19 protein-coding genes are annotated in these 22,301 nt (G+C 40.8%); 8 read left to right on the top strand and 11 right to left on the bottom strand.

Annotated features, from left to right (window positions below; translation table 11 throughout):
* Window positions 1-16 precede the first annotated feature (16 nt).
* A complete protein-coding gene (locus H5058_RS10005; protein ID WP_086996014.1) occupies window positions 17-889 on the bottom strand; it encodes a LysR family transcriptional regulator in 873 nt (290 codons plus the stop codon).
* Between the two features lie 129 nt (window positions 890-1,018).
* Here H5058_RS10005 and H5058_RS10000 point away from each other — a divergent pair, with 129 nt between their 5' ends.
* Together H5058_RS10000 and fghA are read left to right on the top strand one after the other, a co-directional pair.
* Window positions 1,019-2,140, top strand: a complete 1,122-nt coding sequence (locus H5058_RS10000; protein WP_011328067.1) for an S-(hydroxymethyl)glutathione dehydrogenase/class III alcohol dehydrogenase — start codon at window positions 1,019-1,021, stop codon at window positions 2,138-2,140.
* 58 nt (window positions 2,141-2,198) lie between these two features.
* Window positions 2,199-3,041, top strand: coding sequence for an S-formylglutathione hydrolase (fghA, locus tag H5058_RS09995; protein ID WP_011328066.1), 843 nt, complete (start codon window positions 2,199-2,201; stop codon window positions 3,039-3,041).
* A gap of 212 nt (window positions 3,042-3,253) precedes the next feature.
* Here fghA and H5058_RS09990 read toward each other — a convergent pair whose 3' ends face one another.
* Complete coding sequence (locus H5058_RS09990; protein ID WP_220485817.1) at window positions 3,254-3,529, bottom strand: BCCT family transporter; 276 nt, start codon at window positions 3,527-3,529, stop codon at window positions 3,254-3,256.
* Between the two features lie 255 nt (window positions 3,530-3,784).
* Here H5058_RS09990 and H5058_RS09985 point away from each other — a divergent pair, with 255 nt between their 5' ends.
* On the top strand, window positions 3,785-4,201 hold the full coding sequence (locus H5058_RS09985; RefSeq protein ID WP_011328064.1) for an MgtC/SapB family protein: 417 nt from the start codon (window positions 3,785-3,787) through the stop codon (window positions 4,199-4,201).
* A 72-nt stretch (window positions 4,202-4,273) separates the two neighbouring features.
* Here the strand turns inward: H5058_RS09985 and H5058_RS09980 are convergent, their stop codons facing one another.
* Complete coding sequence (locus tag H5058_RS09980; RefSeq protein ID WP_011328063.1) at window positions 4,274-6,181, bottom strand: beta-ketoacyl synthase; 1,908 nt, start codon at window positions 6,179-6,181, stop codon at window positions 4,274-4,276.
* A 127-nt stretch (window positions 6,182-6,308) separates the two neighbouring features.
* Here H5058_RS09980 and H5058_RS09975 point away from each other — a divergent pair, with 127 nt between their 5' ends.
* A complete protein-coding gene (locus H5058_RS09975) occupies window positions 6,309-7,319 on the top strand; it encodes a GlxA family transcriptional regulator (RefSeq protein WP_182677939.1) in 1,011 nt (336 codons plus the stop codon).
* A gap of 69 nt (window positions 7,320-7,388) precedes the next feature.
* The gene (locus tag H5058_RS09970; protein ID WP_182677937.1) at window positions 7,389-8,624 is read left to right on the top strand and encodes an EAL domain-containing protein; all 1,236 of its coding nucleotides are present in this window, start codon (window positions 7,389-7,391) and stop codon (window positions 8,622-8,624) included.
* A 28-nt stretch (window positions 8,625-8,652) separates the two neighbouring features.
* Here the strand turns inward: H5058_RS09970 and H5058_RS09965 are convergent, their stop codons facing one another.
* The 8 genes from H5058_RS09965 to H5058_RS09930 all read right to left on the bottom strand — a co-directional run bounded on the left by H5058_RS09965 (window position 8,653) and on the right by H5058_RS09930 (window position 17,112).
* Window positions 8,653-9,168 (bottom strand): MgtC/SapB family protein, encoded by a 516-nt coding sequence (locus H5058_RS09965; protein WP_179806602.1) that lies wholly within the window; start codon window positions 9,166-9,168, stop codon window positions 8,653-8,655.
* 42 nt (window positions 9,169-9,210) lie between these two features.
* Window positions 9,211-10,368, bottom strand: coding sequence for a GNAT family N-acetyltransferase/peptidase C39 family protein (locus H5058_RS09960; protein ID WP_182677935.1), 1,158 nt, complete (start codon window positions 10,366-10,368; stop codon window positions 9,211-9,213).
* Window positions 10,368-11,762 (bottom strand): RimK family protein, encoded by a 1,395-nt coding sequence (locus H5058_RS09955; RefSeq protein ID WP_182677933.1) that lies wholly within the window; start codon window positions 11,760-11,762, stop codon window positions 10,368-10,370. The genes H5058_RS09960 and H5058_RS09955 overlap by 1 nt, the downstream gene beginning before the upstream one ends.
* Before the next feature lie 652 nt (window positions 11,763-12,414).
* A complete protein-coding gene (locus tag H5058_RS09950) occupies window positions 12,415-12,918 on the bottom strand; it encodes an REP-associated tyrosine transposase (protein WP_182677931.1) in 504 nt (167 codons plus the stop codon).
* Window positions 12,919-13,093: 175 nt separating this feature from the next.
* A complete protein-coding gene (locus H5058_RS09945) occupies window positions 13,094-13,570 on the bottom strand; it encodes a GreA/GreB family elongation factor (protein ID WP_041454691.1) in 477 nt (158 codons plus the stop codon).
* 109 nt (window positions 13,571-13,679) lie between these two features.
* Complete coding sequence (secF, locus tag H5058_RS09940; protein ID WP_182677929.1) at window positions 13,680-14,621, bottom strand: protein translocase subunit SecF; 942 nt, start codon at window positions 14,619-14,621, stop codon at window positions 13,680-13,682.
* Window positions 14,614-16,452: a protein translocase subunit SecD gene (secD, locus tag H5058_RS09935; RefSeq protein ID WP_182677927.1), complete on the bottom strand. Its 1,839-nt coding sequence runs from the start codon at window positions 16,450-16,452 to the stop codon at window positions 14,614-14,616. Before secD ends, secF begins: the two co-directional genes overlap by 8 nt.
* A 108-nt stretch (window positions 16,453-16,560) precedes the next feature.
* Window positions 16,561-17,112 carry a hypothetical protein gene (locus tag H5058_RS09930; RefSeq protein WP_182677925.1) on the bottom strand — a complete coding sequence of 184 codons (552 nt, stop codon included), beginning with the start codon at window positions 17,110-17,112 and terminating at the stop codon, window positions 16,561-16,563.
* 137 nt (window positions 17,113-17,249) lie between these two features.
* Here H5058_RS09930 and H5058_RS09925 point away from each other — a divergent pair, with 137 nt between their 5' ends.
* The 3 genes from H5058_RS09925 to H5058_RS09915 all read left to right on the top strand — a co-directional run bounded on the left by H5058_RS09925 (window position 17,250) and on the right by H5058_RS09915 (window position 22,237).
* Window positions 17,250-19,040 carry an ABC transporter ATP-binding protein/permease gene (locus H5058_RS09925; RefSeq protein ID WP_182677923.1) on the top strand — a complete coding sequence of 597 codons (1,791 nt, stop codon included), beginning with the start codon at window positions 17,250-17,252 and terminating at the stop codon, window positions 19,038-19,040.
* Window positions 19,041-19,231: 191 nt separating this feature from the next.
* Entirely contained in the window at window positions 19,232-21,313 is a 2,082-nt protein-coding gene (locus tag H5058_RS09920) for a M13 family metallopeptidase (protein WP_182677922.1), read from the top strand.
* Window positions 21,314-21,523: 210 nt separating this feature from the next.
* A complete protein-coding gene (locus H5058_RS09915) occupies window positions 21,524-22,237 on the top strand; it encodes a YebC/PmpR family DNA-binding transcriptional regulator (protein WP_182677920.1) in 714 nt (237 codons plus the stop codon).
* Window positions 22,238-22,301: the final 64 nt, after the last annotated feature.

Raw genomic sequence — 22,301 nt, 5'->3', positions numbered from 1 at the left:
AATGATTAACCCGCTATTAAGCTTTTAGTCCTGCGACTAAATAATCAAGTAGCACCCTTACATTAGTTGCCACAAACTGTCGAGGCGGATACACACCCCATACCCCTTCTTGCAGCGGCTGATAGGATGTTAAAATAGGCACTAACTGCCCTGTTTTTAACTCGTTTTCAATGTAGTAATTAGGGAGCTGAATAATCCCTAAACCTTTTTTAGCGCCATCTACCAACGCCCAGCCACTATTACATTGCAGTCGCCCAGCTATTTTAATATGCTTTTCGCGCCCTCCTTCGTTTACCCGCCAATAGCGACTATTCCCCACTAAACATTGATGATTTATTAGCTCACCTAATGTGTGTGGCTCGCCAAATCGGGTTAAATAATCAGGGGCACAACACATAATAAAACGCCGTGCACTTAAGCGCCGTGCTTTTAAGCTCGAGTCTTTTAAATGCCCCAGTCTAATAGCTAGATCAAAACCACCTTCTAATAAGTTTTCTTGCTCATTACTGAGCGTAGCAACGACTTCTACATCGGGGTGGTCGTGCATAAAATTATGCACTATTGGCATAATAAAGCTCTCGCCATACATTACCGGGGCTGTTAGATTAATTTTACCTTTTGGCGTACTTTGCTGTTGCGCTAAACTTTGCGTGGCATCATCCATTGCATGTTGTAAATGCTTTATTTGGTGTAAAAACACCTCACCTTCTTTGGTCAAAACCACTTTACGCGTTGTGCGCGTTAGCAACTGTGTATTTAAGCGTTGTTCAAGCGCACTAACATGGCGGCTAATATGCGCAACCGACAGCCCAATTGCTTTGCCTGCAGCGGTAAAACTACCTTCTTCACCTACCGCAATAAATTCGTCTATTCCATCCCATCGTGCCATTGTTACAGTTCTGAAAAAGTGTTTTAATAAAATTGAGATTATCATTATTTGAGAAACAAATACAATAGCTACATCACCCAAGAAAATTGGGTCTACAATTATTATCTACCCACTACAAAGGATAAGCACATGTCAGAATTTATTAAATCAAAAGCAGCTATTGCTTGGGGTCCTAATCAACCACTTAGTGTTGAAGAAGTTGATGTGATGATGCCTAAAAAAGGCGAAGTAATGGTAAAAATTACCGCTACTGGTGTATGTCATACCGATGCATTTACATTATCGGGTGAAGATCCTGAAGGTATATTCCCTGCAATTTTAGGCCACGAAGGCGCTGGTGTTGTATATGCAATCGGCGAAGGCGTAACCAGCGTAGAAATTGGCGATCATGTTATTCCTTTATACACCGCAGAATGTGGTGAATGTAAAATGTGTACCTCGGGCAAAACTAACCTGTGTTCTGCTGTGCGCGAAACCCAAGGTAAAGGCTTAATGCCAGACGGTACAACACGTTTTTATAAGGACGGTCAGCCAATTTACCACTACATGGGTTGCTCAACTTTCTCTGAGTACACAGTACTGCCAGAAATCTCTTTAGCTAAAGTAAACAAAGAAGCGTCTTTAGAAGAAATATGCTTACTAGGCTGTGGCGTAACAACAGGTATGGGCGCAGTAACAAACACAGCTAAAGTAAAAGCGGGCGACACTGTAGCTATTTTCGGTTTAGGTGGCATAGGTTTATCAGCTATTATTGGCGCAAAAATGGCCGGTGCGAGTCGTATTATCGGTATCGATATAAACAACTCTAAATACGAGTTAGCAACCAAGCTTGGCGCAACCGATTTAATTAATCCAAAAGACTTCGACAAGCCAATTCAAGACGTAATTGTTGAAATGACCGATGGCGGCGTTGACTACTCGTTTGAATGTATTGGTAATGTTGATGTTATGCGCTCAGCACTTGAGTGTTGTCATAAAGGTTGGGGTGAGTCGGTAATTATTGGTGTAGCAGGCGCTGGCCAAGAAATTGCTACTCGTCCATTCCAATTAGTTACTGGGCGTGTATGGCGTGGTAGCGCATTTGGTGGTGTTAAAGGCCGCTCACAACTACCTGAAATTGTAGAACGTTACATGGCTGGCGAGTTTGCACTAAATGACTTTATTACCCACACAATGGGCCTTGAAGACATTAATGATGCATTTGATTTAATGCACGAAGGCAAAAGCATTCGTACCGTTATTCATTACTAAGCAATAAACAAATCGCTTGTATTCACGGTGTGGATATAAGCGGCTTTTGAGGATTATCATGTTAGAAAATATCTCAAGTGTAAAAGTATCCGGTGGCTGGCATAAACAATATACGCACAGCGCTGTAAGCACTCATTGTACTATGCGTTTTGCCGTTTTTTTGCCGCCCGGCGCTAGTGAAAGTAATAAAGTACCGGTACTTTATTGGCTTTCAGGTTTAACCTGCACCGACGAAAACTTTATGCAAAAAGCAGGCGCATTCAAAAAAGCAGCTGAGCTAGGTATTGCTATTGTGGCACCCGACACTAGCCCTCGTGGGGATAATGTTCCTAACGAAGACAGCTACGATTTTGCTCAAGGCGCTGGGTTTTATGTTAACGCGACACAAGCCCCTTACAACACTCACTTTAATATGTACGACTACGTAGTGAATGAATTACCCGCGCTTATAGAGCAGCACTTTCCAGTGACTAGCACAAAAGCAATTAGTGGTCATTCAATGGGCGGCCACGGTGCGTTGATGATCGCCCTTAAAAACCCACAGGATTATGTTAGTGCCTCGGCGTTTAGCCCTATAGTAAACCCTATTAATTGCCCATGGGGCGTTAAAGCGTTTACGGGTTATTTAGGAGCCGATAAAACAACATGGGCACAATACGACAGCTGCAAATTAATGGCTAAAGCTGAGCAAAGTAACTACTTGCCAATGTTAGTGAGCCAAGGCGATGCCGATAACTTTTTAGACGAGCAATTAAAACCACAAAATTTAGTGGCTGTTGCAAAACAAAAAGACTACCCACTGACCCTAGAAATGCAAACCGGGTACGATCATAGTTACTTTTTTATCAGTAGCTTTATTGATCAGCACTTGGTATTTCATCATCAGTATTTGTCTGCATAACAATATTATTGTTTGTAGTAATAATGTGTAGAGAACCCTCTACACATTATTTTAAACTATTAAAAAAACGTCCTTACTTGCATCAGTATTCACTCGCCTTTTATTACCCTGCTTGCTGTGGCTCTACCCATAAGCTTATTTAGAGCATGCTGACCTTGTAAAATAAAATCAAATTTTAAATTTTAAATTGTAACGGTGTTAAACAAAGCACATTACTCATGCACTTCCTTTTCTATAAACTCCTTAACAAAACCAATTAATTGCAGTAAATATATAATCAAAAAAGGGAATGCACCTACAATCGCAACGCTGTGATTTAAAGGCTCGTTATTTTCAACTAATAATACGCAAGCATACAATCCCAACGCAAACGACCAGGCGTATAAACTCCAAGTATATGTTTTATTTGCACCGCTTAATTGGCGTATAACCAAAACGACAGAATCATCAGAGGTTGCTAACGCACAGTAGTAACACGGTTTTTTCAAGTTTAGTGACTGTATTTATTGTTTTTTAAAAGGCAAGTGATGTACATAATTACCTTTAATATAAGTAAAAGAATATGGATATTCAAAAGCGATATCAAACTAACTACTTGGTAAAATAGTAAAATAGTAGTGTAACTATTACCAAGCCAGGCAAAATAAAAATAAAGGCAAACCTAAATTACTGAATTTAAAATATTAAATAAATGGCTTACAGATTGCTAGCTAGTTATTAAGATTAACTAAAAAGGCAAGATCATGGAAATTGATTTACAGTGGCACGAAATCGTTGATAATCTGATTCACTTAGGCATAGCTTATTTACTCGCTTTGCCAATGGCCTACGACAGAGAGCGCAGCCAAGATGGTGCGGGGCTGCGTACCTTTCCGTTAGTAGCGGTTGCATCATGTGGTTATGCGTTAATTGCGTTGTCTGTACTTGACTCCTCTGAAGCACAATCAAAAATGTTGCAGGGGATCATTACCGGTATCGGCTTTATTGGCGGTGGCGCAATTTTAAAAAATAACCAGTCCACCTCAGGTACTGCCACCGCGGCGAGCATTTGGAATATGGGTTTAATTGGTATTGCTGTGGCCTACAGTCGCTACGAAATAGCTATTTTACTGGCCATTATTAACTTTATAACATTACGCTATATTAAAAAGTTTAAGTAACCTCTTAATTTTATATCTTAGTGAAAACAAAAAAGGCGCTATAAAAGCGCCTTACCAAACAAGAATGTGTGCTTAAAACATGTCTTGATAGGGATTTTTTGTATTAAAAGCAATCGCTTTTTCAAAGCCAGGAAGGTGTATGCTTTGCTCATCTATAACAATGTCATTGTCGTCAATTAAGCCATCACCAAAACGATAAATTAGTTGGTATTGGCCTAAATCAGCTTGTGATTGATAGCTTTGTTGCGCTGCTTTTACAGCCACATTCTTATTAGCATAATCATTCATAACGCTTTTTCCATGGCGCTTGGCAAGCATTTGCAGTGTTATTTTTGCAGACAATACTGTAGCGGTAGCATTGTTACCACCAAAGCCTTTTGAGTTAATAAATGCAATATCCATATCACCGCAATCATAGTGGCTGTTTCTAATATCTAGATGATCAGCGTAAACATCGTCGGCTATTTTATCTATAGTCGTAATACCAGGCATAATATTGTGGCTAAATACACCTAATGCTATAGCTAACTGATCGCCACTTGCAGGAGCAATAGTATGGCCAACATATGCTTTTGGCGCAGTTACTTTCCAGTTATCAATAGCAAAGGTTTGTGCCACTTTATGATAAATTAATGACTCGGTTACGCGGTTTAACGGCGTACTTGAACCATGGGCTAATATAAAGCTGCGCTGTTGCAGGGCTTCTTTACCTAATAAGCTACTTGCCAGTGCCGCCGATTTTGCCATAGTAATGTAGTTACCCGGCCCTGGTGAAGTAATTGACTTTTTAATCCCGTCGGCATTTACAAATACATCTGGCACACACCCCATAATGTCAGCGCCTAACTCTAGTGCTAGAGCATCATCCATTAAAATAGCCACTTGCGCGCCTTCACCTAGCGTAAAGCCACAGTTTTCGCCAAACGGGCGGCTACTTTTACGATAGTCGGGCTCATCTGTATTACTTAAGTTATCTAAACGGCGCAAACCTTCAACGTTTGCCAGTGCGCTCATGTTACCAAAGCCTTCTATAACCTCTGGCGTAATAGCACATTCAACACTGGCTACCACAGCAACGCGGGTGCGCCCTGCTTGTATATCGTTAACCGCTGCGCGTAAGTTATATAAAAACGTAGCACATGCGCCCGAAGTTGAAAACGTAGTACCTACGTTGCCCGTTACATACGCATTAATAAAGTCGGTCGACATAGTATTTAAACCCAGCGCTAATTGCTTAGTGCTTACGCGGTCGCCTTGCTGGCGAGCTTTAACTAAGCCACCTAAACCTGTGTCATCCATTTGGCCAATAACAGACGCCGAATAAGTACCAATTTTGTCTGGCTCTACGCTATTCATTATATGTTGCCAATCAAGCCCGGTTGATTTTATTGCATCGGTAGCAGCAAAAATAGTTGCTTGCAAACCACGTGGCTGATAGCGGCTGTTATACATTACAGACGGATCAAACCCTGTAGGAAACTGCCCTGCCGATTTAATCGGGTTGTCGCGAGTTGAAGCGTGTTTAACATCTATATCTGCGGCAATAGTAACTTTAACTTTTTTACCTTCGAGTTGCTCTACCTGCCAACTTGCAGGTACCGGTTGTGGTAAATCGCGAGCACGGGTTTCAAACACAATCGCATTCTCATCCGAGTTGCTTAGCGTCATTTTTTGCTGCCATGGGGTAGCGTCTGGATCAAAATGTTCGTTTTCGATTTTACGAATAAGCGTACCGGCAATTATTTGTTCACCAAAACGTGCTTCTATGTCGCTTTGCTCAACATTGTTACCTTGAGTGTCTTGTAGTTGATTATCAACAACACTAACTAAATTCATCAAGGTGGCGAGGCCTAAAAACGTTTCTTGACGATCTTGTGCACTTAAACTGTCTAACACAATACGGCGGTAACCTTGGTGAAAAGAAGTACGGCCAGCGGCATTAATGCCTCCCATGCCTACAATTACGGGTAATGCGGTCATAATTTACCTTTAAAAAACGTGTTATAAGAATATGACACTAGTTTAAATGGATTGCGCACCACACTTTGTGCTTTAATAGCCAAATATTAAGCATAAAAGGCCAACCCTAACTGGTCGGAGCATCTATATGACTGATAAACAGAGTAACCCCCCATTAAATATAGCTATTGCTGTTTACCAACACTTATTAATAACGAGTTTAACCCTCCCTATAGAGATGCTGAGAGCGGGCGAAGCCTTTGCAAAAGGCCATATTAATAAAAAAAATTTTAGGCCACTCGCTATTCATTTAGTTGCTAAAAACCTTGAACCAATAAGCAATCGTACCGGCTTAGCAATCCTTCCCGATTGCGCCACCAGCAATACCCCAAATTGCGATTTAGTAATAGTGCCCGGTATTTGGCGAAACCCGCGCCCAGTTGTACGCACTAATCAAAATATAGTTACTTGGCTGGGGCAAAGTTTTACTAATGGCAGCCATATTATAGGTGTAGGCACTGGCAACTGTTTACTAGCAGAGGCCGGGTTACTTGACGGGCACCCAGCAACCACCCATTGGCATTACGCTAAACAATTTAGTCACGACTACCCCAAAGTACTGTTAAAGCCTGACTTTTTTATTACTCAATCCGAGCGACTCTATACCGTAGCCAGCCTAAACGCCCTAGCCGATGTAATAGTGCATATTATTAGGCAGTATTATGGCAAAGCTGCCGCGCAGCATGTTGAGCGCAATTTTTCCCACGAAATACGCAAACCCTACGAAGATCAGCGCTATCTTGAAGGTGCGGTTGATCGCCATCCCGATGAGTTAATTGCCCAAATTCAATTTTGGTTAAAAACCAACTTAGCAACAGAGCTTAATTTACAGGATGTAGCCGCACAGTTTAATTTAAGCTATCGCTCTTTTACGCGGCGCTTTAAAGCAGCTACCAACCAAAGCCCTATTGAGTATTGGCAACAGTTACGAGTAGAAGGTGCTAAAGAGTTGCTCGCTTCGTCAAATTTATCAATTCAGGAAGTAGCGTTAGAAGTAGGCTATAACGATCAAGGTCATTTAACGCGAATATTTAGAAAAATACTGAACCAAACACCCAGAGAGTATCGTAAAGTAGTGAGAAAAAAATTGTTTGGCTAATACTTTAAAAACAAGCTAGGCTACTGTATTAATATTAACCATTAACTAAAACACAAGGAAGTTGGAAATATGCATGTAAATTTTAGTGAAAATTTACTATTAGATATTGAAGCAGAGACTGATCTCAATATTAGACTAACTCGCTTGCTTGCACTTATTCGTAAACACCTTGATATGGACGTTGCTTTTATTTCTGAGTTTAAGGACTCTAAACGTATATTTAAATTAGTAGATACCAAACGCCCTAACGAGATTGTAAAAGTAGGTAATTTTGATCCCATAAACGAAACCTACTGTAATAAATTAGCCAATAATGAACTAGATAATATAATACCTGACACCAGTAAAAATAGTATAACCCGCGATATGCCGGTTACTAAAAAGCTTAATATTGGCGCTTATATTGGGGTGCCAATTACCTTATATAACGGCGATATTTATGGCACATTTTGCTGCTATAACGAGCAAGAGGACGACACATTAAACAAGCGTGATCTGGCGTTTTTAAATTTAATTTCAGATCTGGCTTCACAGCTTATTGATACACAAATACAAGACAATGAAGCAAAACAAATTATTAAATCTAACGTACTTAATATTATAAACACAAACAAGATTGAAATTTACTACCAGCCTATATATAGCTTAAACACAAATAAAGTTTCGGGTTACGAATCCTTGTCTCGCTTTTTTGTTGAGCCCTATAGAACACCTAACATTTGGTTTGATGAAGCAGCACAGTTTGGTTTAGGTGAAGCCCTAGAAATGTTGGCAATAAACAATGTTTTAGGCAATATGAGTCATTTCAATAAAGAGGTGTATGTGTCAATTAACACCTCTCCAGAGCATATACTAAGTGGTGCCGTTGCCAATGCATTAGCTGCTATTTCTGATTGCAGCAATATAGTATTGGAGGTAACCGAACACTCTCCTATTGCCAACTACAATGAAATGTTAACGGCACTCGCGCCACTGCGTAAAAAAGGCATACGCCTAGCTATAGACGATGTTGGTGCAGGGTATTCTTCTTTTCAGCATATTTTGGAGCTACAAGCAGATATTATTAAGCTTGATATTAGCCTTACCCGAAACATTAATAGCGACCGTCGAAAATATTTATTAGCTAAAGCATTATGCGGATTTGCTAAAGACATTGGTTGTAATATTATTGCCGAAGGCATAGAAACACTAGAAGAAATAAACACCCTCCGCAAACTAAATGTCGATAAGGTTCAGGGCTATTATTTAGGCCGCCCACAAGCACTTTGCGATGCTTTAGTGCATCAAAAATTAGTATTAAGTTAGTTATAAACTTAATTATAAAAACGCCACTTTATAAGTGGCGCTCTGTTTTATTTTCGCTCTTGCGATAATAGCGCTTTGAATAAATTTTAACTTTAGTGTGCACACCTTTACTTAAGCTTTTAAACTTAGCTTCAAGCACATCAACACCGTATAAAATACCGACCACCAGCACAGAGAGCTTAATAGCTGCGCCCAAGTTTTCGGTGGCTATCATTACACCAATAGACGCTAACACCCAAATAGTTGCTGCCGATGTTACTCCTACCACAGCGCCGTCTTTAGCTAGCATTACGCCTGCGCCCAAAAAGCCAATACCAGTAATTATTTGCCCCACTACGCGAGAGTGGTCAATTACATCGCCTTGTAAATTAAACGCGGTCGATAAAAATAAATAGGTACCTAAAGTAATTAACGCAGAAGTACGAATACCCACAGGTTTGCCACGTAATTGGCGCTCAATACCAATAATAGCGCCACAAAATGCCGCCGTACCAATTGCAGCCCATGAGTACGGAGCTACATCAAATAAATCAGGTAAAAACACGTAATTTCCTCGTTATTCATATATGAATAATTTAATTTTATATTAACAATTTTTTGATTTAGCAATAGCCACTGCTGTTCTTAAGCGTTGGCTACCAAACGCCGACATTTTACTAAAGTCGCTGCGGGCAATAGGCACATATTGGCAATCTATAGCCAATTGACTATCACTTCCTGGCTCACAAAACGGATCATGAACATACACACAGTGCTCATCTAAATGCGTAACACACACCCAATGCGGTGATTTTTTACCATCAAACCGATAAGTACTGATTAAGAGCAACACGCTAAAATTTTGCTTCAGCCAACGCTCAATGTCTTCAAGCTCAACATCTTTATTACTAAGCGGTATTTTGGCAGCGGTTATGCCATTTACAAACTGCTGATGCACCGTTGCTAATACTACTTTTTTATTTTCACTGCGCACGCCATCTAAAAACAACGGCTCTAGGGTATTAACAATTACCTCGCTGTTAAAACCACGTTTATGTGCCGCCAGTGCTAAACCAAACGGATGGCAGCCGCCATGCCCAGAGGTCATAAAAATAGTAGTGCCTTCTCGCCATAATGACAACTCATGCGATTGAGTCAGTTCAGTGCTAGCATCTAAGCTCCCCATAGCCATTAACAACGCCGCAGGACCACAGGTAAACTCAGTAGTTTGCTGATACCACGGAGTTAACCGTGCTAACTTAAGCTCACTGGTTTTACGAATGTTTTTTTGCATGCGTAGCGCATCGCTGTGATCGTCGTAATAATCGCTATATTGACCAAACACCCGATAACCTAAGCTTTTATACAAACCAATTGCGCTGTCGTTATTTACAGCCACTTCTAAACGCAGATAAATTCGCCCACGCTCTGCGGTGGCTTTTTCAAGTGTAATAAGTAGCATTTTTGCAATGCCTTTGCCTTGCATGGTAGGTAATACAGCAAGCGAATAAAGACGCGCTAAGCGAGTGCCTTTATGGCACCAAATTAGCCCATAACCGCATAACGCATTATTTTGCTCGGCAACTAATAAAATACCGTGCTTAGCACTTAGCCAGCGCTTTAAACTGCGCGGGCTAAGCTTGTCGTTACTAAAGCAAGCATTTTCAAGTGCTGTAAGCGCGGTTAAATCACTGATAAGCGCTTGGCGAATAACCACTTGCTCAGTCTGTTCATTAACCACACTCTCAACCATGGCTTTTGCCATTAACCACGCCCCCTCGCTTCAAGGCGTTGTTTAAACTCATCCATAATGATCATATAAAGCTCATCGCCTAAATAGCTGTCTTCTACTTTATGATCAATACTTGGGTTATCGTTTACTTCAAGTACATAAGCACGCCCTTGATGTTCTTTTACATCAACGCCATATAAACCCTTACCCACTGTTTTACAAGCTTTTAATGCTGCATCTAATACCGCTTTTGGTAATTCAAAAGTAGGCAATGTTTCAAAGCCACCCGAAAAAAACCGCTTTGCATCGTGGTTATAAATTTGCCAATGGTTACGCGCCATTAAGTAACGACACGCGTAAATTGCACGGCCATTTAGTACCCCTACTCGCCAATCGTATTCGGTGTACATGTATTCTTGTGCAAGCACTAAAGCACTAAATTCAAATAGCTCAGTTAACTTAGCTTCCAGCTCAGCACGGTTCGTTACTTTATATACCCCTTTTGAAAACGAGCCTTCTGGCATTTTCAATACTAACGGGTAGGTAAACGCCGCTTCTAACTGCTCAAGAGTCTCGCTTGACTGATCAGCCACAACCACTGTTTTTAAACTAGGTACTTTTTGATAGTTAAACGCATCGTGTAAATACACTTTATTACAACAACGTAAAATAGACTCCGCATCGTCAATAACCACTAAACCTAAGCTTTGTGCCTTGCTAGCAAGGCGATATGTTGGGTGGTCAATTGCTGTAGTTTGACGAATAAATAACGCATCAAACTGGGCTATATTGTCTATTTCGTCAAAGCTTAATGCTTGGGCATTAATACCATGTTTAGCCGCTGCTTTAATAAACTTTGCTATTGCGTCTTTATCGCTCGGTGGCACCTTTTCATTGTGATCAACAAGTATTGCCATATCCCAGCGAAAACGACGTCGCTCCGCAGTAATACGCCATTGCGTTTGGGTAAAGTTATTCAACTTAGCTACAAAATCGCTGTACTGTTGCTCATCTAATGACGATAACGACCCTTGTTGTAATAAGCCTTGGTTATCAACAAATAAAATAGGCGCCGGGTATTGTTTAAATACCGATTTAGCCGCTTTTGTTTGCTCATCGTTAGTGGCATTACCAAAGTATAGAGCGCCATCTATTTGGCCAACATTGTGCATAGGTGCTTGGCCGCTACGTAACGCATTTATTGTTTTTACACTTGGTAATACTTGGTGCTTACGCGCTTCAGCGAGTAGCGAGCAATAGTAACCTTTGCTCAAGTATTGGCTTGAATCACATAAGTTAATAATGCGAGTTTTAGGTTCATCACGTTTTGGATAGTCACGTAGGTAAGTATTAAACGTAATAACATTTTCGAATGATTGAGCAAGAGTTTGCTCGTTGTTATCAACCACAATTAAGGTTTTAAACACGACTTTTCCTAGTTAAGTCTAATTATAAAAGCATGCTTAATTTTTTATAATTAAGCATTAAAAATAGAAACACCCATCGTACTAAGTGGTGCATTGCGCGTGTCACTTAATAAGATGGGTGCTTTAGTTTAGGTAATCCTAAACCACATCTGCTTTATAAGGCCTTTTTGATAAACTAACAAACGAGATATTTTTAGCGTGAAGATGAAAATTATTGATGTAGGTCGAATAAGTGGCGAAGCCACGCCATCCGACACATAATTTATGGGAACGATTAGTGTTTATAACCTTGCCTTGGCTCTGCCTGATGGCGGAATATTATTGTGATGCGGCTTGATTGTCGGATGGCGCTTCGCTTATCCGACCTACGTTTAAATATTCCATATGTAAGAAATTACACAATAAAACATTGCTGTAGGTCGGATAAATGGCAAAGCCATGCCATCCGACACATAATTTATGGGAACGGTAAGTGTTTATAACCTTGGCTTGGCTCTGCCTGATGGTGGGATATTATTGTGATGCTGCTTTATTGTCTGATGGCGCTTCGCTTATCCGACCTACGTTTAAATATTCCATATGCATCAAGTTACACAATAAAACATTGCTGTAGGTCGGATAAATGGCGAAGCCATGCCATCTGACACATAATTTATGGTTTTTCACCATACCAATTATTCGTGTAAACACCCTGCTTAACTGCTCTGTGAAAACTTGAATAAGGCCAATCAGCAACCCTAATAACTAAGCCATGTTTCATAGGGTTAAAATGCACGTAGTTAACATGATGCCAATAATCATTATCATCCCTAATTGTATGCTCCCAAAAGCGGCGTTGCCAAACTCCCCGCTCATTTTTACGTTTTCTTGTTTGAGTTAAAAATTCTGTTTTTGGGAGTGATTTTGAAAATCGCTTTTTAATTTCACGCCAACGCCCAGAGTAATCACTATCGTTATCTGGCAAGGTTAAAACCGCATGAAGGTGATCGGATAGCACAACCCATGCGTCAATGTAAAATGGTCTTCGTAGTTTAACAAAGCGAATAGCCTCGCGTAATAAATCAATATGTTCAACTAATAACGACTTATTACGATCGAGCAAATTAACAGTAAAAAAATATGACCCTCCTTTTACATAATTCCTACGATATTGCATTTTATTCTCACTATATTATTTAAAGCGCATCAAATAAATAAAGCGTAAATTTAGGATATATACAACATTGACGTAGGTCGGATAAATGGCGAAGCCATGCCATCCGACAATAAAATGAGGGGGAATAAATAAGTTTTGTGGTGCTTAAAAATGGGCTTTGCTTATAACCAATATTTTATAAAATTTCTACAATGTCATAATCGTGCTTTACATCAGCAATGGTTAAACTAATGCCATCATCAATTTGTTTATTTAATAACAGCTTACCTAGTGGTGCGCCGGGGGTTACAACGGCAATCGTTAAGCCTTTAACCTCTACGGTTAACCCACCTGCGCTTGGACCTAAATAAAACCATTTTTGCTGCTCATTTGTATCCTCTAGGCACACTAGCGAGCCAATGGCTATTTTACTACTGGCTGGCTGATTAAATATGGGCTTAAATAACTCCATGCTTTTATAGCAATCGTTTACGCGCTGCGCTTGGCCTTGGGCTAAATAGGCGGCCTCTAACCCTAGGGTATCATATTTGTTTTCTGCTATGTTTTCTTCGTGCGTGGCGGTGTCGTGCGCTGTTTTAGCGGCCACTTTTGCGGTGGTAAGCTGCGCCTCTAGGGCAAACTTAAGGTGTTCAATAACGTGGGCTTTGTTCATGAGGTTTACACACATACAGTAAAAATATTGCGAGCAGTTTAACATTGCTACGGGGGCTAAACACAATAGTTTGGCCCCTAAGCTTTGTTTATTTGTATGCTTTGAGCCTTTATGGCATATCCATGAGCGCTTGGCTTTGGCTATCTATTTTCACTTCGTAGTTTTTAGCACTTAACCCCATTAGCTCGGGCAAGGTGGCGGCAATACAAACAGATGAAAACGTACCCACAACAATGCCACTAAATAACGCAATAGCAAAGCCTTGCAGCGGTGTTCCAGCTAATAGCCACACACTTGCTACTGTGGCTAAAGTGGTACCTGAGGTAATTAAGGTACGCGTTAGGGTGCTTTTAATCGCACTATTTATAATGCTGGATACGCTAATACTGGCATTTAATTTAACTCTTAATAGCTCACGCACCCTGTCGCCAACAATTATAGAGTCATTAAGTGAGTAGCCTATAATTGCTAATAAACTGGCTAATACGGTTAAGTTAAATTCAAGCTGTAATAGCGAAAACAAACCCAGCACCAATATTAAGTCGTGTGTTAAAGCAACTACCGAGCCAAGGGCTAAACGCCATTCAAACCTTATCGCTAAATACAGCATTACTGCAACCATAGCTGCTAGAAGTGCCAAACAGCCTTGTTCAAATAGCTCATCGCCCACTTGCGAGCCAATATAGGCCGATGACAATATCGTGGCATTTATGTCGGTGCTTTGTGTTACCGCACTTTGCCAATCGTTGCTGCTATTACTCGCAGATTGATTAATAGCTGGCGCTTCTCTTAATTGAAAATGGTTATTCCCTTGCGCTGTTAGCTCAAACTCACCGTTGTGATTTTTAGCTATAAAAGTTTTAAGCTGATTTAGCTCAATACTTTGGTTAGTCGTAAATTCTGTTAAGTAACCACCGGTAAAATCTAAGCCAAAGTTTAGCCCTTTTTGCGCCAAGGTTACTACCGATAGCAATACTAATACTGTACTTAAAACCAAGCCCATCAAACGTATACGTGTGCCGGTTTCGCCTTTTAAAAAATAATTAAGCATCTGTACTTACTCCGCTTTTTTTACCCAATTTTAAATACAAACTTTGGCTCAACACTTTCGATACATACACGCCTGTAAACATACTGGTTACTAAACCCAGCGCCAAAGTAATTGCAAAGCCTTTCACTGGCCCATAACCTATACCGTATAAAATAAGTGCAGTGATCATAGTGGTAATATTGGCATCAAAAATAGTGCTAAATGCTTGCTTATACCCTTGCTCAATAGCTTGATAAGGCGCGCGGCCTTTACGGCGCTCTTCTTTTATACGTTCGAATATAATGACGTTGGTATCTACTGCCATACCTATGGTTAGCACCAATCCGGCAATGCCGGGAAGCGTAAGCACTACCCCAGGCAATAACGACATTAAACCCACTAAAGAGGTTAAATTTAAAATAAGTGCTACGTTGGCAATTAACCCTAAACGTCTGTACCACATAGCCATAAATGCCAAAGTGATACCCATACCTAACATTAGGGCGGCTAAGCCGTTGCTTATATTTTCGCTGCCTAAGCTTGGCCCTATGGTTTGTTCGTGCACTATAGTAACCGGCGCACTTAACGAGCCTGCACGTAACAATAGCGCTAAGTCGGCCGCGGCTTGTGGGCTTTGCATATTGGTTATGCTAAAACGCGAACTTAAGTGCTGAGCAATATTGGCTACATTAATAACCTCACTCTTTTTAACTACCTCTCCTTTAGCATTTTGCGAATACTCTGAGTAAACCGTCGCCATAGGTTTACCTATATTAGCTTTAGAAAATGCCGACATAGCATCGCCGCCTTGGCTATCAAGGCTTAACTGCACTAGCGGTTTGCTCCAATCGTCGCGCCCAGCATGAGCGTTATTAATATGCTCACCGGTAAAAATTGGCACAGGGTCGAGTTTTATAGTACCGCCCGTCTGTAAATTAAAGGTTTGCCCACCCACAGCTTTTAATTGATAAAACCCCAGGGATGCCGTTGCGCCAATAATGCGTTTCGCCTCGGTAGGATCTTGCACTCCAGGTAGTTCAATACGAATGCGCTGCTTACCTTGGCGTTGTGTTACCGCTTCGGTTATGCCCAGCTCTTCAATTCGCGAACGTAGAGTTGTGAGGGTTTGGCTCATAACTTCTTTGTTAAACGCGCTTCGCCCTTGCTCTGAGTAACTAAATTGCGCCGTTTTAACTGTGCCATTATTATTTGTTACTACTGCTAAGTTAGCAAAGCGGCTTTGCAGCTCTTTAATAACAGGGGTTAATTTATCACCAGCATTAGGTAGAGCATTTATTACAAACCCAGTTTGAGTTTGCAGCGCTTTTACTCCATGTGCCTTTTGCTCAATTATGATTGATTTAGCTTGCTGATACGCACTCACTAATTGCTCATCAATAGCTTTGTCTAAATCTACATCGAGTACAAATAGCACCCCACCGTTTAAATCTAGACCTAATTTTATTGGCGAAAGTCCAAAGCTTTGTAGCCAGCTTGGACTGGTAGCGCGCTCAACAATTTTGGTCTGAGTATTTGCATATTGCGCTTTTATAGCCGCTTGTGCCTGGGCACTTTTTGTTGGCTCGTTAAGTAGCACATTTATTGTTGCTTGCGACTCATACGCTTGCGCCACATTTAAGCCTTGCTCATTTAAAAATGTAACTAAGGTATTAGTGCTCGGGGGTGTTTGTATTTTGCTGTGTGGGGCTGCACTAATATACAACCATGACTGGTTTGGATATAAATTAGGTAACGCACTCATTGCCAGTAGCAGTAATACCACCAGCATAGCAAAGGTGCTTAATTTAAATTTAGCCATAAACGGCTTTTTATTATTTTTAAAACTCAACATTGTTATTCCTTACTATCAGCAACTAGCTGATAAGCGCTTAAAAAAGCACAATTAATCTGCAAGCTAAAACTTTAAAAGTTAAAACCTATTAATTATTAAATAAGGAAATTAAGCGTGATGGGTGTTGGTAGCGCTGTAAAGTAAGTTAGCTTCTTTCCAGCCACTAATACGAGACTTTTTACTATTAGAAACAACCGTATACCAAGGTAATGCCGTGCTTATAGCTTTAGGTTGTAAATAAAACTGCCTTGCAAGCGTATGAATAAAAAACTCATAAATAACGTCGTATTCAGGCTCTGTTTGCGCACTAAATAAAAACAACGATGAATTACTGGCAGTTAGCCTAGGTTGCAGTGCATCAAACGCTGTTTTATTAGGCTTAGTTTGTTGTTTAGCATGCAATACTTTAACTAATATGGAGGGGTGACTTATATCTAATGAAACATTACCTAATGAAGTAGCATCTAATGAAGTAGTATCTAGTGAGAAAGGAGCTGCTGAAAAAGGAGCTGCTGAAAAAGGAGCTGCTGAAAAAGCAGCAGATGTTAAAGTAGAATTTGCAGTGTTTAAACCATGTTTAACTGGCGCGGCTTCGCTACATGCACTAAAAAGTGCAGTAATAAGCAAAAATGCAGTTAAAAACAAACGAAATTTAAACATCAATTTTCAAACTTTAATTAAGGATTACTAGTATATAAGGGCAGCTATTTAAAATACAATAGTCTAATTAAGTATTTAGCTTGATGAAAAATTAAATCCACAGCAATTTATACCCATTATAAAAACCGAGATCATTCATGCGCTCTAAACAAAGCTCAGTAAAACGCCCCGACGCAATGAACCTGCGCCAAAGTATAAAAACACTTTGGCCTTATATCACACAATTTAAAGGGCGAGTTTTTATTGCAGCTATGGCACTGGTAGGCGCTAAAGGTGCTACTTTACTTATGCCGTGGGCACTAAAAGAAATTATTGATAGCGTTGATAAATCTATTCACCCAGTGCTTTTTATTCCTACCCTACTGCTTATTATGTACGGTGCACTGCGCTTTGCCAGCGTATTTTTAGGTGAAATACGCGATGCGGTTTTTTCGCGAGTTACCGAACACGCCATGCGCGACATAGGCCTAAAGGTGTTTAAGCATTTGCATTCGCTTGAATTGGCTTTTCATTTAGATCGACAAACCGGTGGCATAAGTCGCGATATAGAGCGTGGCACCAGCGGTTTGAGCTTTTTAATGCGATTTTTAATGTTTAACATTGTGCCTACTCTATTTGAAATTCTCACTGTTGCATTAATTTTTGGCACTTTGTTTTCTATCTGGTTTGCGCTTATAACCCTACTTGCAGTTGCCATATATATTACCTTTACAGTAACCGTAACCCAGTGGCGCAATCGCTTTATTCGCGAAGCTAACACCGCCGACAACTTAAGTAATACCCGCGCTATCGACAGCTTACTAAACTACGAAACAGTAAAATACTTTAACAATGAAGAGTTTGAAGCCAGCACCTACGACACCTTTTTAGCACGCTGGGAAAAAGCCCGATTAAAAAACCGCATGTCGTTATTGGCACTAAACTCTGGGCAAGCGTTAATTATAGCCAGCGCCATTACCGCACTTATGTGGTTAGGCTCAAGCGAAGTAGTAACCGGTACACTTAGCATTGGTGAACTCGTAATGATAAACGCGTATATGATCCAACTGTTTTTACCGCTTAACTTTTTAGGCTTTGTATATCGCGAAATAAGACGCGCCCTTACCGACCTTGAAAACATGCTCGGGCTGCTCAACAAAAAACCACACATTGCCGACACTCCTGCATCACAACTACTAACACTCTCTAAAGGTGAGGTTAGCTTTAACAATGTAAGTTTTAGTTACGATGCTAACCGCCCTATTCTTAACAATGTTAGTTTTAGCGTAAAACCCGGCACTAAGGTAGCAATAGTCGGTGCAAGTGGCGCAGGAAAAAGCTCATTAGCTAGGCTCTTGTATCGTTTTTATGAGGTGTCATCTGGTAGTATCACTATAGATAAGCAACCTATAAACACCGTAACTTTGCACAGTTTACGCCAAGCTATAGCCATAGTGCCGCAAGATACCGTGCTATTTAATACTTCAATACGCGAAAACATTGCTTATGGCAGGCCAACAGCCAGCGAGGCCGAAATAGATCAAGCCATTGCTATGGCGCATTTAACAGCGTTTATAAACAGCCTTGATAAAGGCGATAAAACCTTAGTAGGCGAGCGCGGTTTAAAAGTGTCGGGCGGCGAAAAACAACGCATAGCCATTGCCCGCGCAATCTTAAAAAAATCGCCTATTTTAATTTTTGACGAAGCCACCTCAGCCCTCGACTCCCATGCCGAGCAAGCTATTTTAACGGCTATGCGCACTGTCACACAAAACCATACCAGCATAGTGATTGCCCATCGCTTATCAACCATAATCGATGCCGATAATATTTTAGTATTGCATAAAGGCGAGCTTCTTGAGCAAGGCACACATTCTGAGTTACTAGCCCTTAACGGCCAATATGCGCAAATGTGGCAATTGCAGCAAGAACAAGCAAAAAACACATAAATACCATTAATATTGCTCGTATAAAGGCTTTATTTGCTATTTTATCGACCTCTAGGGTGATTCACCTCAAAAGGTTTGTTTAGCAGCCTCTTATAAATAACAATTACTAAAATAACCTGAACCCAGGTTAAGATAATATTTACAATAATAAAAAATATTAATTAAACAAAGTGAAAGCTCAGGGGAACACAATGAAAAAGAGTTTAATTGCAGCTGCATTAGCTGCCACATTTATTACCGGCTGTTCAGAGCCACAAACATCAAAAACGCAAGTACAACCAGCACCTACTGCACCAATAGCCGCAACAACAGAAAAAGCAGAGTTGGGTAGTTTTGGTGTTGATTTAGCTGCACGTAACGAAGCGGTTAAACCAGGCGACGATTTTTTTATGTACGCCAGTGGCACTTGGTATGACAATTACAGCATGCCTGCTGATAAAACCCGCTATGGCGCATTTTCGGCATTGGCCGAGCGCAGCGAAGACCGCGTTAAAGTAATTATTGAAGAAATTGCCGCGCGTAAAGATTTAAATTCCGATGAAAAACTAGTAGCCGACTTTTACAACTCCTACATGGACACCAAAGCACTTAATAAGCTAGGCATAACACCAATTAAGCCGCTTTTAACGCAAATAAGTGAAATATCATCAACCGACGACTTAGCCAAAATGTTTGGTAAGTCTTGGTTAACCGGTGTTAAAGCCCCGCTTGGTGGTGGCATGTGGTTTAACCGCTTAGATCCTAATAAATACGAAATGTCGTTAGGGGCTGGCGGTTTAGGCTTACCCGATCGTTCATACTACCTTGAAGACTCAGAACGTTTTGTTAATACGCGTAGCGCCTATGTGGCTCATATTGCCGACATGCTTAAATTTGCCGATGCAGATAACGCCAATGAGCGCGCACAGGCAATTTTAGAGCTAGAAACCAAAATTGCACAAGGCCATTGGCCACGCGAAAAGCGCCGTAACCGCGACCTTACATTAAATCAAATTAAACGCGACGAGCTAAGCACTGCCTACCCTGACTTTAACTGGGATGCATATTTTGCTCAAACAGGCTACAAAGTACCGCAGTTAAATGTATCGCAACCAGAGCCAATAAAAGCCATGATTGAATTAATCAATCAAGAAGACTTAGCGGTATGGAAAGATTATTTAACCTACCACGCAATAAGTGGTAACGCTAACTTGCTCTCTGAAGATATTTTTAATACTAATTTTGCATTTTTTGGTAAAGAGTTAAATGGTCAGCAAGAGCCGCGTCCACGTTGGAAGCGTGCTATAGATGAAATGTCGAGCACCAATTCACTTGGTTTTGCTATTGGTAAAATATACGTAGCACGTTATTTTCCTGAGTCGTCAAAACAACAAATGTCTGAACTGGTCGAAAACTTGCGTACCGCATTAGGTGAGCGTATTGATAACCTAGAGTGGATGGGCGCAGAAACTAAAGTAAATGCGCGCGCTAAACTAGCTGCATTTGTACCAAAAATTGGTTACCCAGATGTATGGCAGTCGTACGATGGTTTAACTATTAGTAATAACGACTTAATCGGCAACGTAAAAAACATGCGTGAGTTTTTTCAAGCCGAAAGCGTTGCAAAAGAGCTGCAAAAAACAGATCGTAACCGTTGGGGTATGACACCACAGCGCGTTAACGCTTACTACAACAGTTCATTTAACGAAATTGTATTTCCAGCGGCAATTTTACAACCACCATTTTTCGATCCAAATGCCGACGCAGCAGTAAACTACGGCGGCATTGGCGCAGTAATTGGCCACGAAATGGGCCATGGTTTTGACGACCAAGGTTCTAAATCAGACGAAAATGGGATCCAACGTAACTGGTGGACTGATGCCGATCGCGCCGCATTTGACGCAAAAGCCGACCAGTTAGCAGCGCAGTACAATAAGTATGAGCCAATTGAAGGTAACTTTGTTAACGGGCGTAATAGCCTAGGTGAAAATATTGGTGATGTGGGTGGTTTAGCCATGGCTTATCATGCCTACAAACTGAGCTTAAACGGTAAAGAAGCACCGGTTATTGACGGTGTTACTGGCGATCAGCGTTTCTTTCTTGCTTGGGCACAAGTATGGAAAGAAAAACGCACCGAGCAAAGCATGTTAAATCAGCTACGCGGTGGCACGCATGCGCCGGGTCGCTTTAGAGCACAAGCCCCGCGTAACCACGACGCATGGTACAAAGCATTTGATGTGAAACCAGGCGATGAGCTGTATCTTCCTGAAGATCAACGCGTACGCATTTGGTAATAGAGCGCTAAATTGCAATTAAATATAACCCGCCATTGCGGGTTATATTTTTTCTGCCCAGTTATTTTTATAGCCCTTAGTATAAAACTCAACCCATCCCGTTTTTATCTGCATTAATCTATTTAATAGTTACTAGCCCTCCCCCACATTTACCTTTAAACTATGCCCCTGAAAATTATTTTAATACTTATATTTAAAGGCGAAACGCAGATGGGAAGAGCTTACCAAAACAAAAAAGATTCAATGGCTAAAACTGCGGGTGCTAAAACTAAAGTTTATTCTAAGTACGGTAAAGAAATTTATATTTGTGCTAAAAATGGCGGTACCGATCCAGACGGTAACTTATCGCTACGTCGTTTAATTGAGCGCGCTAAAAAAGACCAAGTACCGGCGCATGTTATTGACCGCGCAATAGACAAAGCAAAAGGCGGCGGCGGTGAAGACTACGTAGCCACACGTTACGAAGGTTACGGCCCGGGTAACTGCATGATTATTGTTGATTGTTTAACCGACAACAATAAACGTACCTTTGCTGATGTACGTGTTTGCTTTACTAAAGCTAACGCTAAAATTGGTGCACAAAACTCGGTTTCGCATTTATTTGATCACCTTGCAATTTTTGTATTTGACGGTGATGACGACGAAACAGTACTTGAAGCACTAATGATGGCTGATGTAGATGTAACCGACGTAGAAGTTGAAAACGGCAAGGTAACTGTATTTGCAACACATACTGAGTACAACAATACTCGCACAGCACTTGAAGAAATGGGCGTTACTGAATTTGACGAAGATTTAATTTCGTTTGTACCCCAAATAGCAGCGCCTATTGAAGGCGAAGATGTTGAGGTTATGGAGCGTTTTTTAGCTATGCTAGAAGATTGCGACGACGTACAAAACGTTTACCACAACGCAGAGTTTTAAGCGTTAATAATAAAACGTGATCAAAGGCCAACTTAGTTTGGCCTTTTTGTTTTTGTAAAATGGA

The sequence above is a fragment of the Pseudoalteromonas sp. SR45-4 genome, assembly GCF_014163535.1.
GTDB lineage: Bacteria > Pseudomonadota > Gammaproteobacteria > Enterobacterales > Alteromonadaceae > Pseudoalteromonas > Pseudoalteromonas nigrifaciens.
Note: the sequence above shows the minus strand (reverse complement) of the source record. Positions and strands in the feature narration are given on the sequence as shown.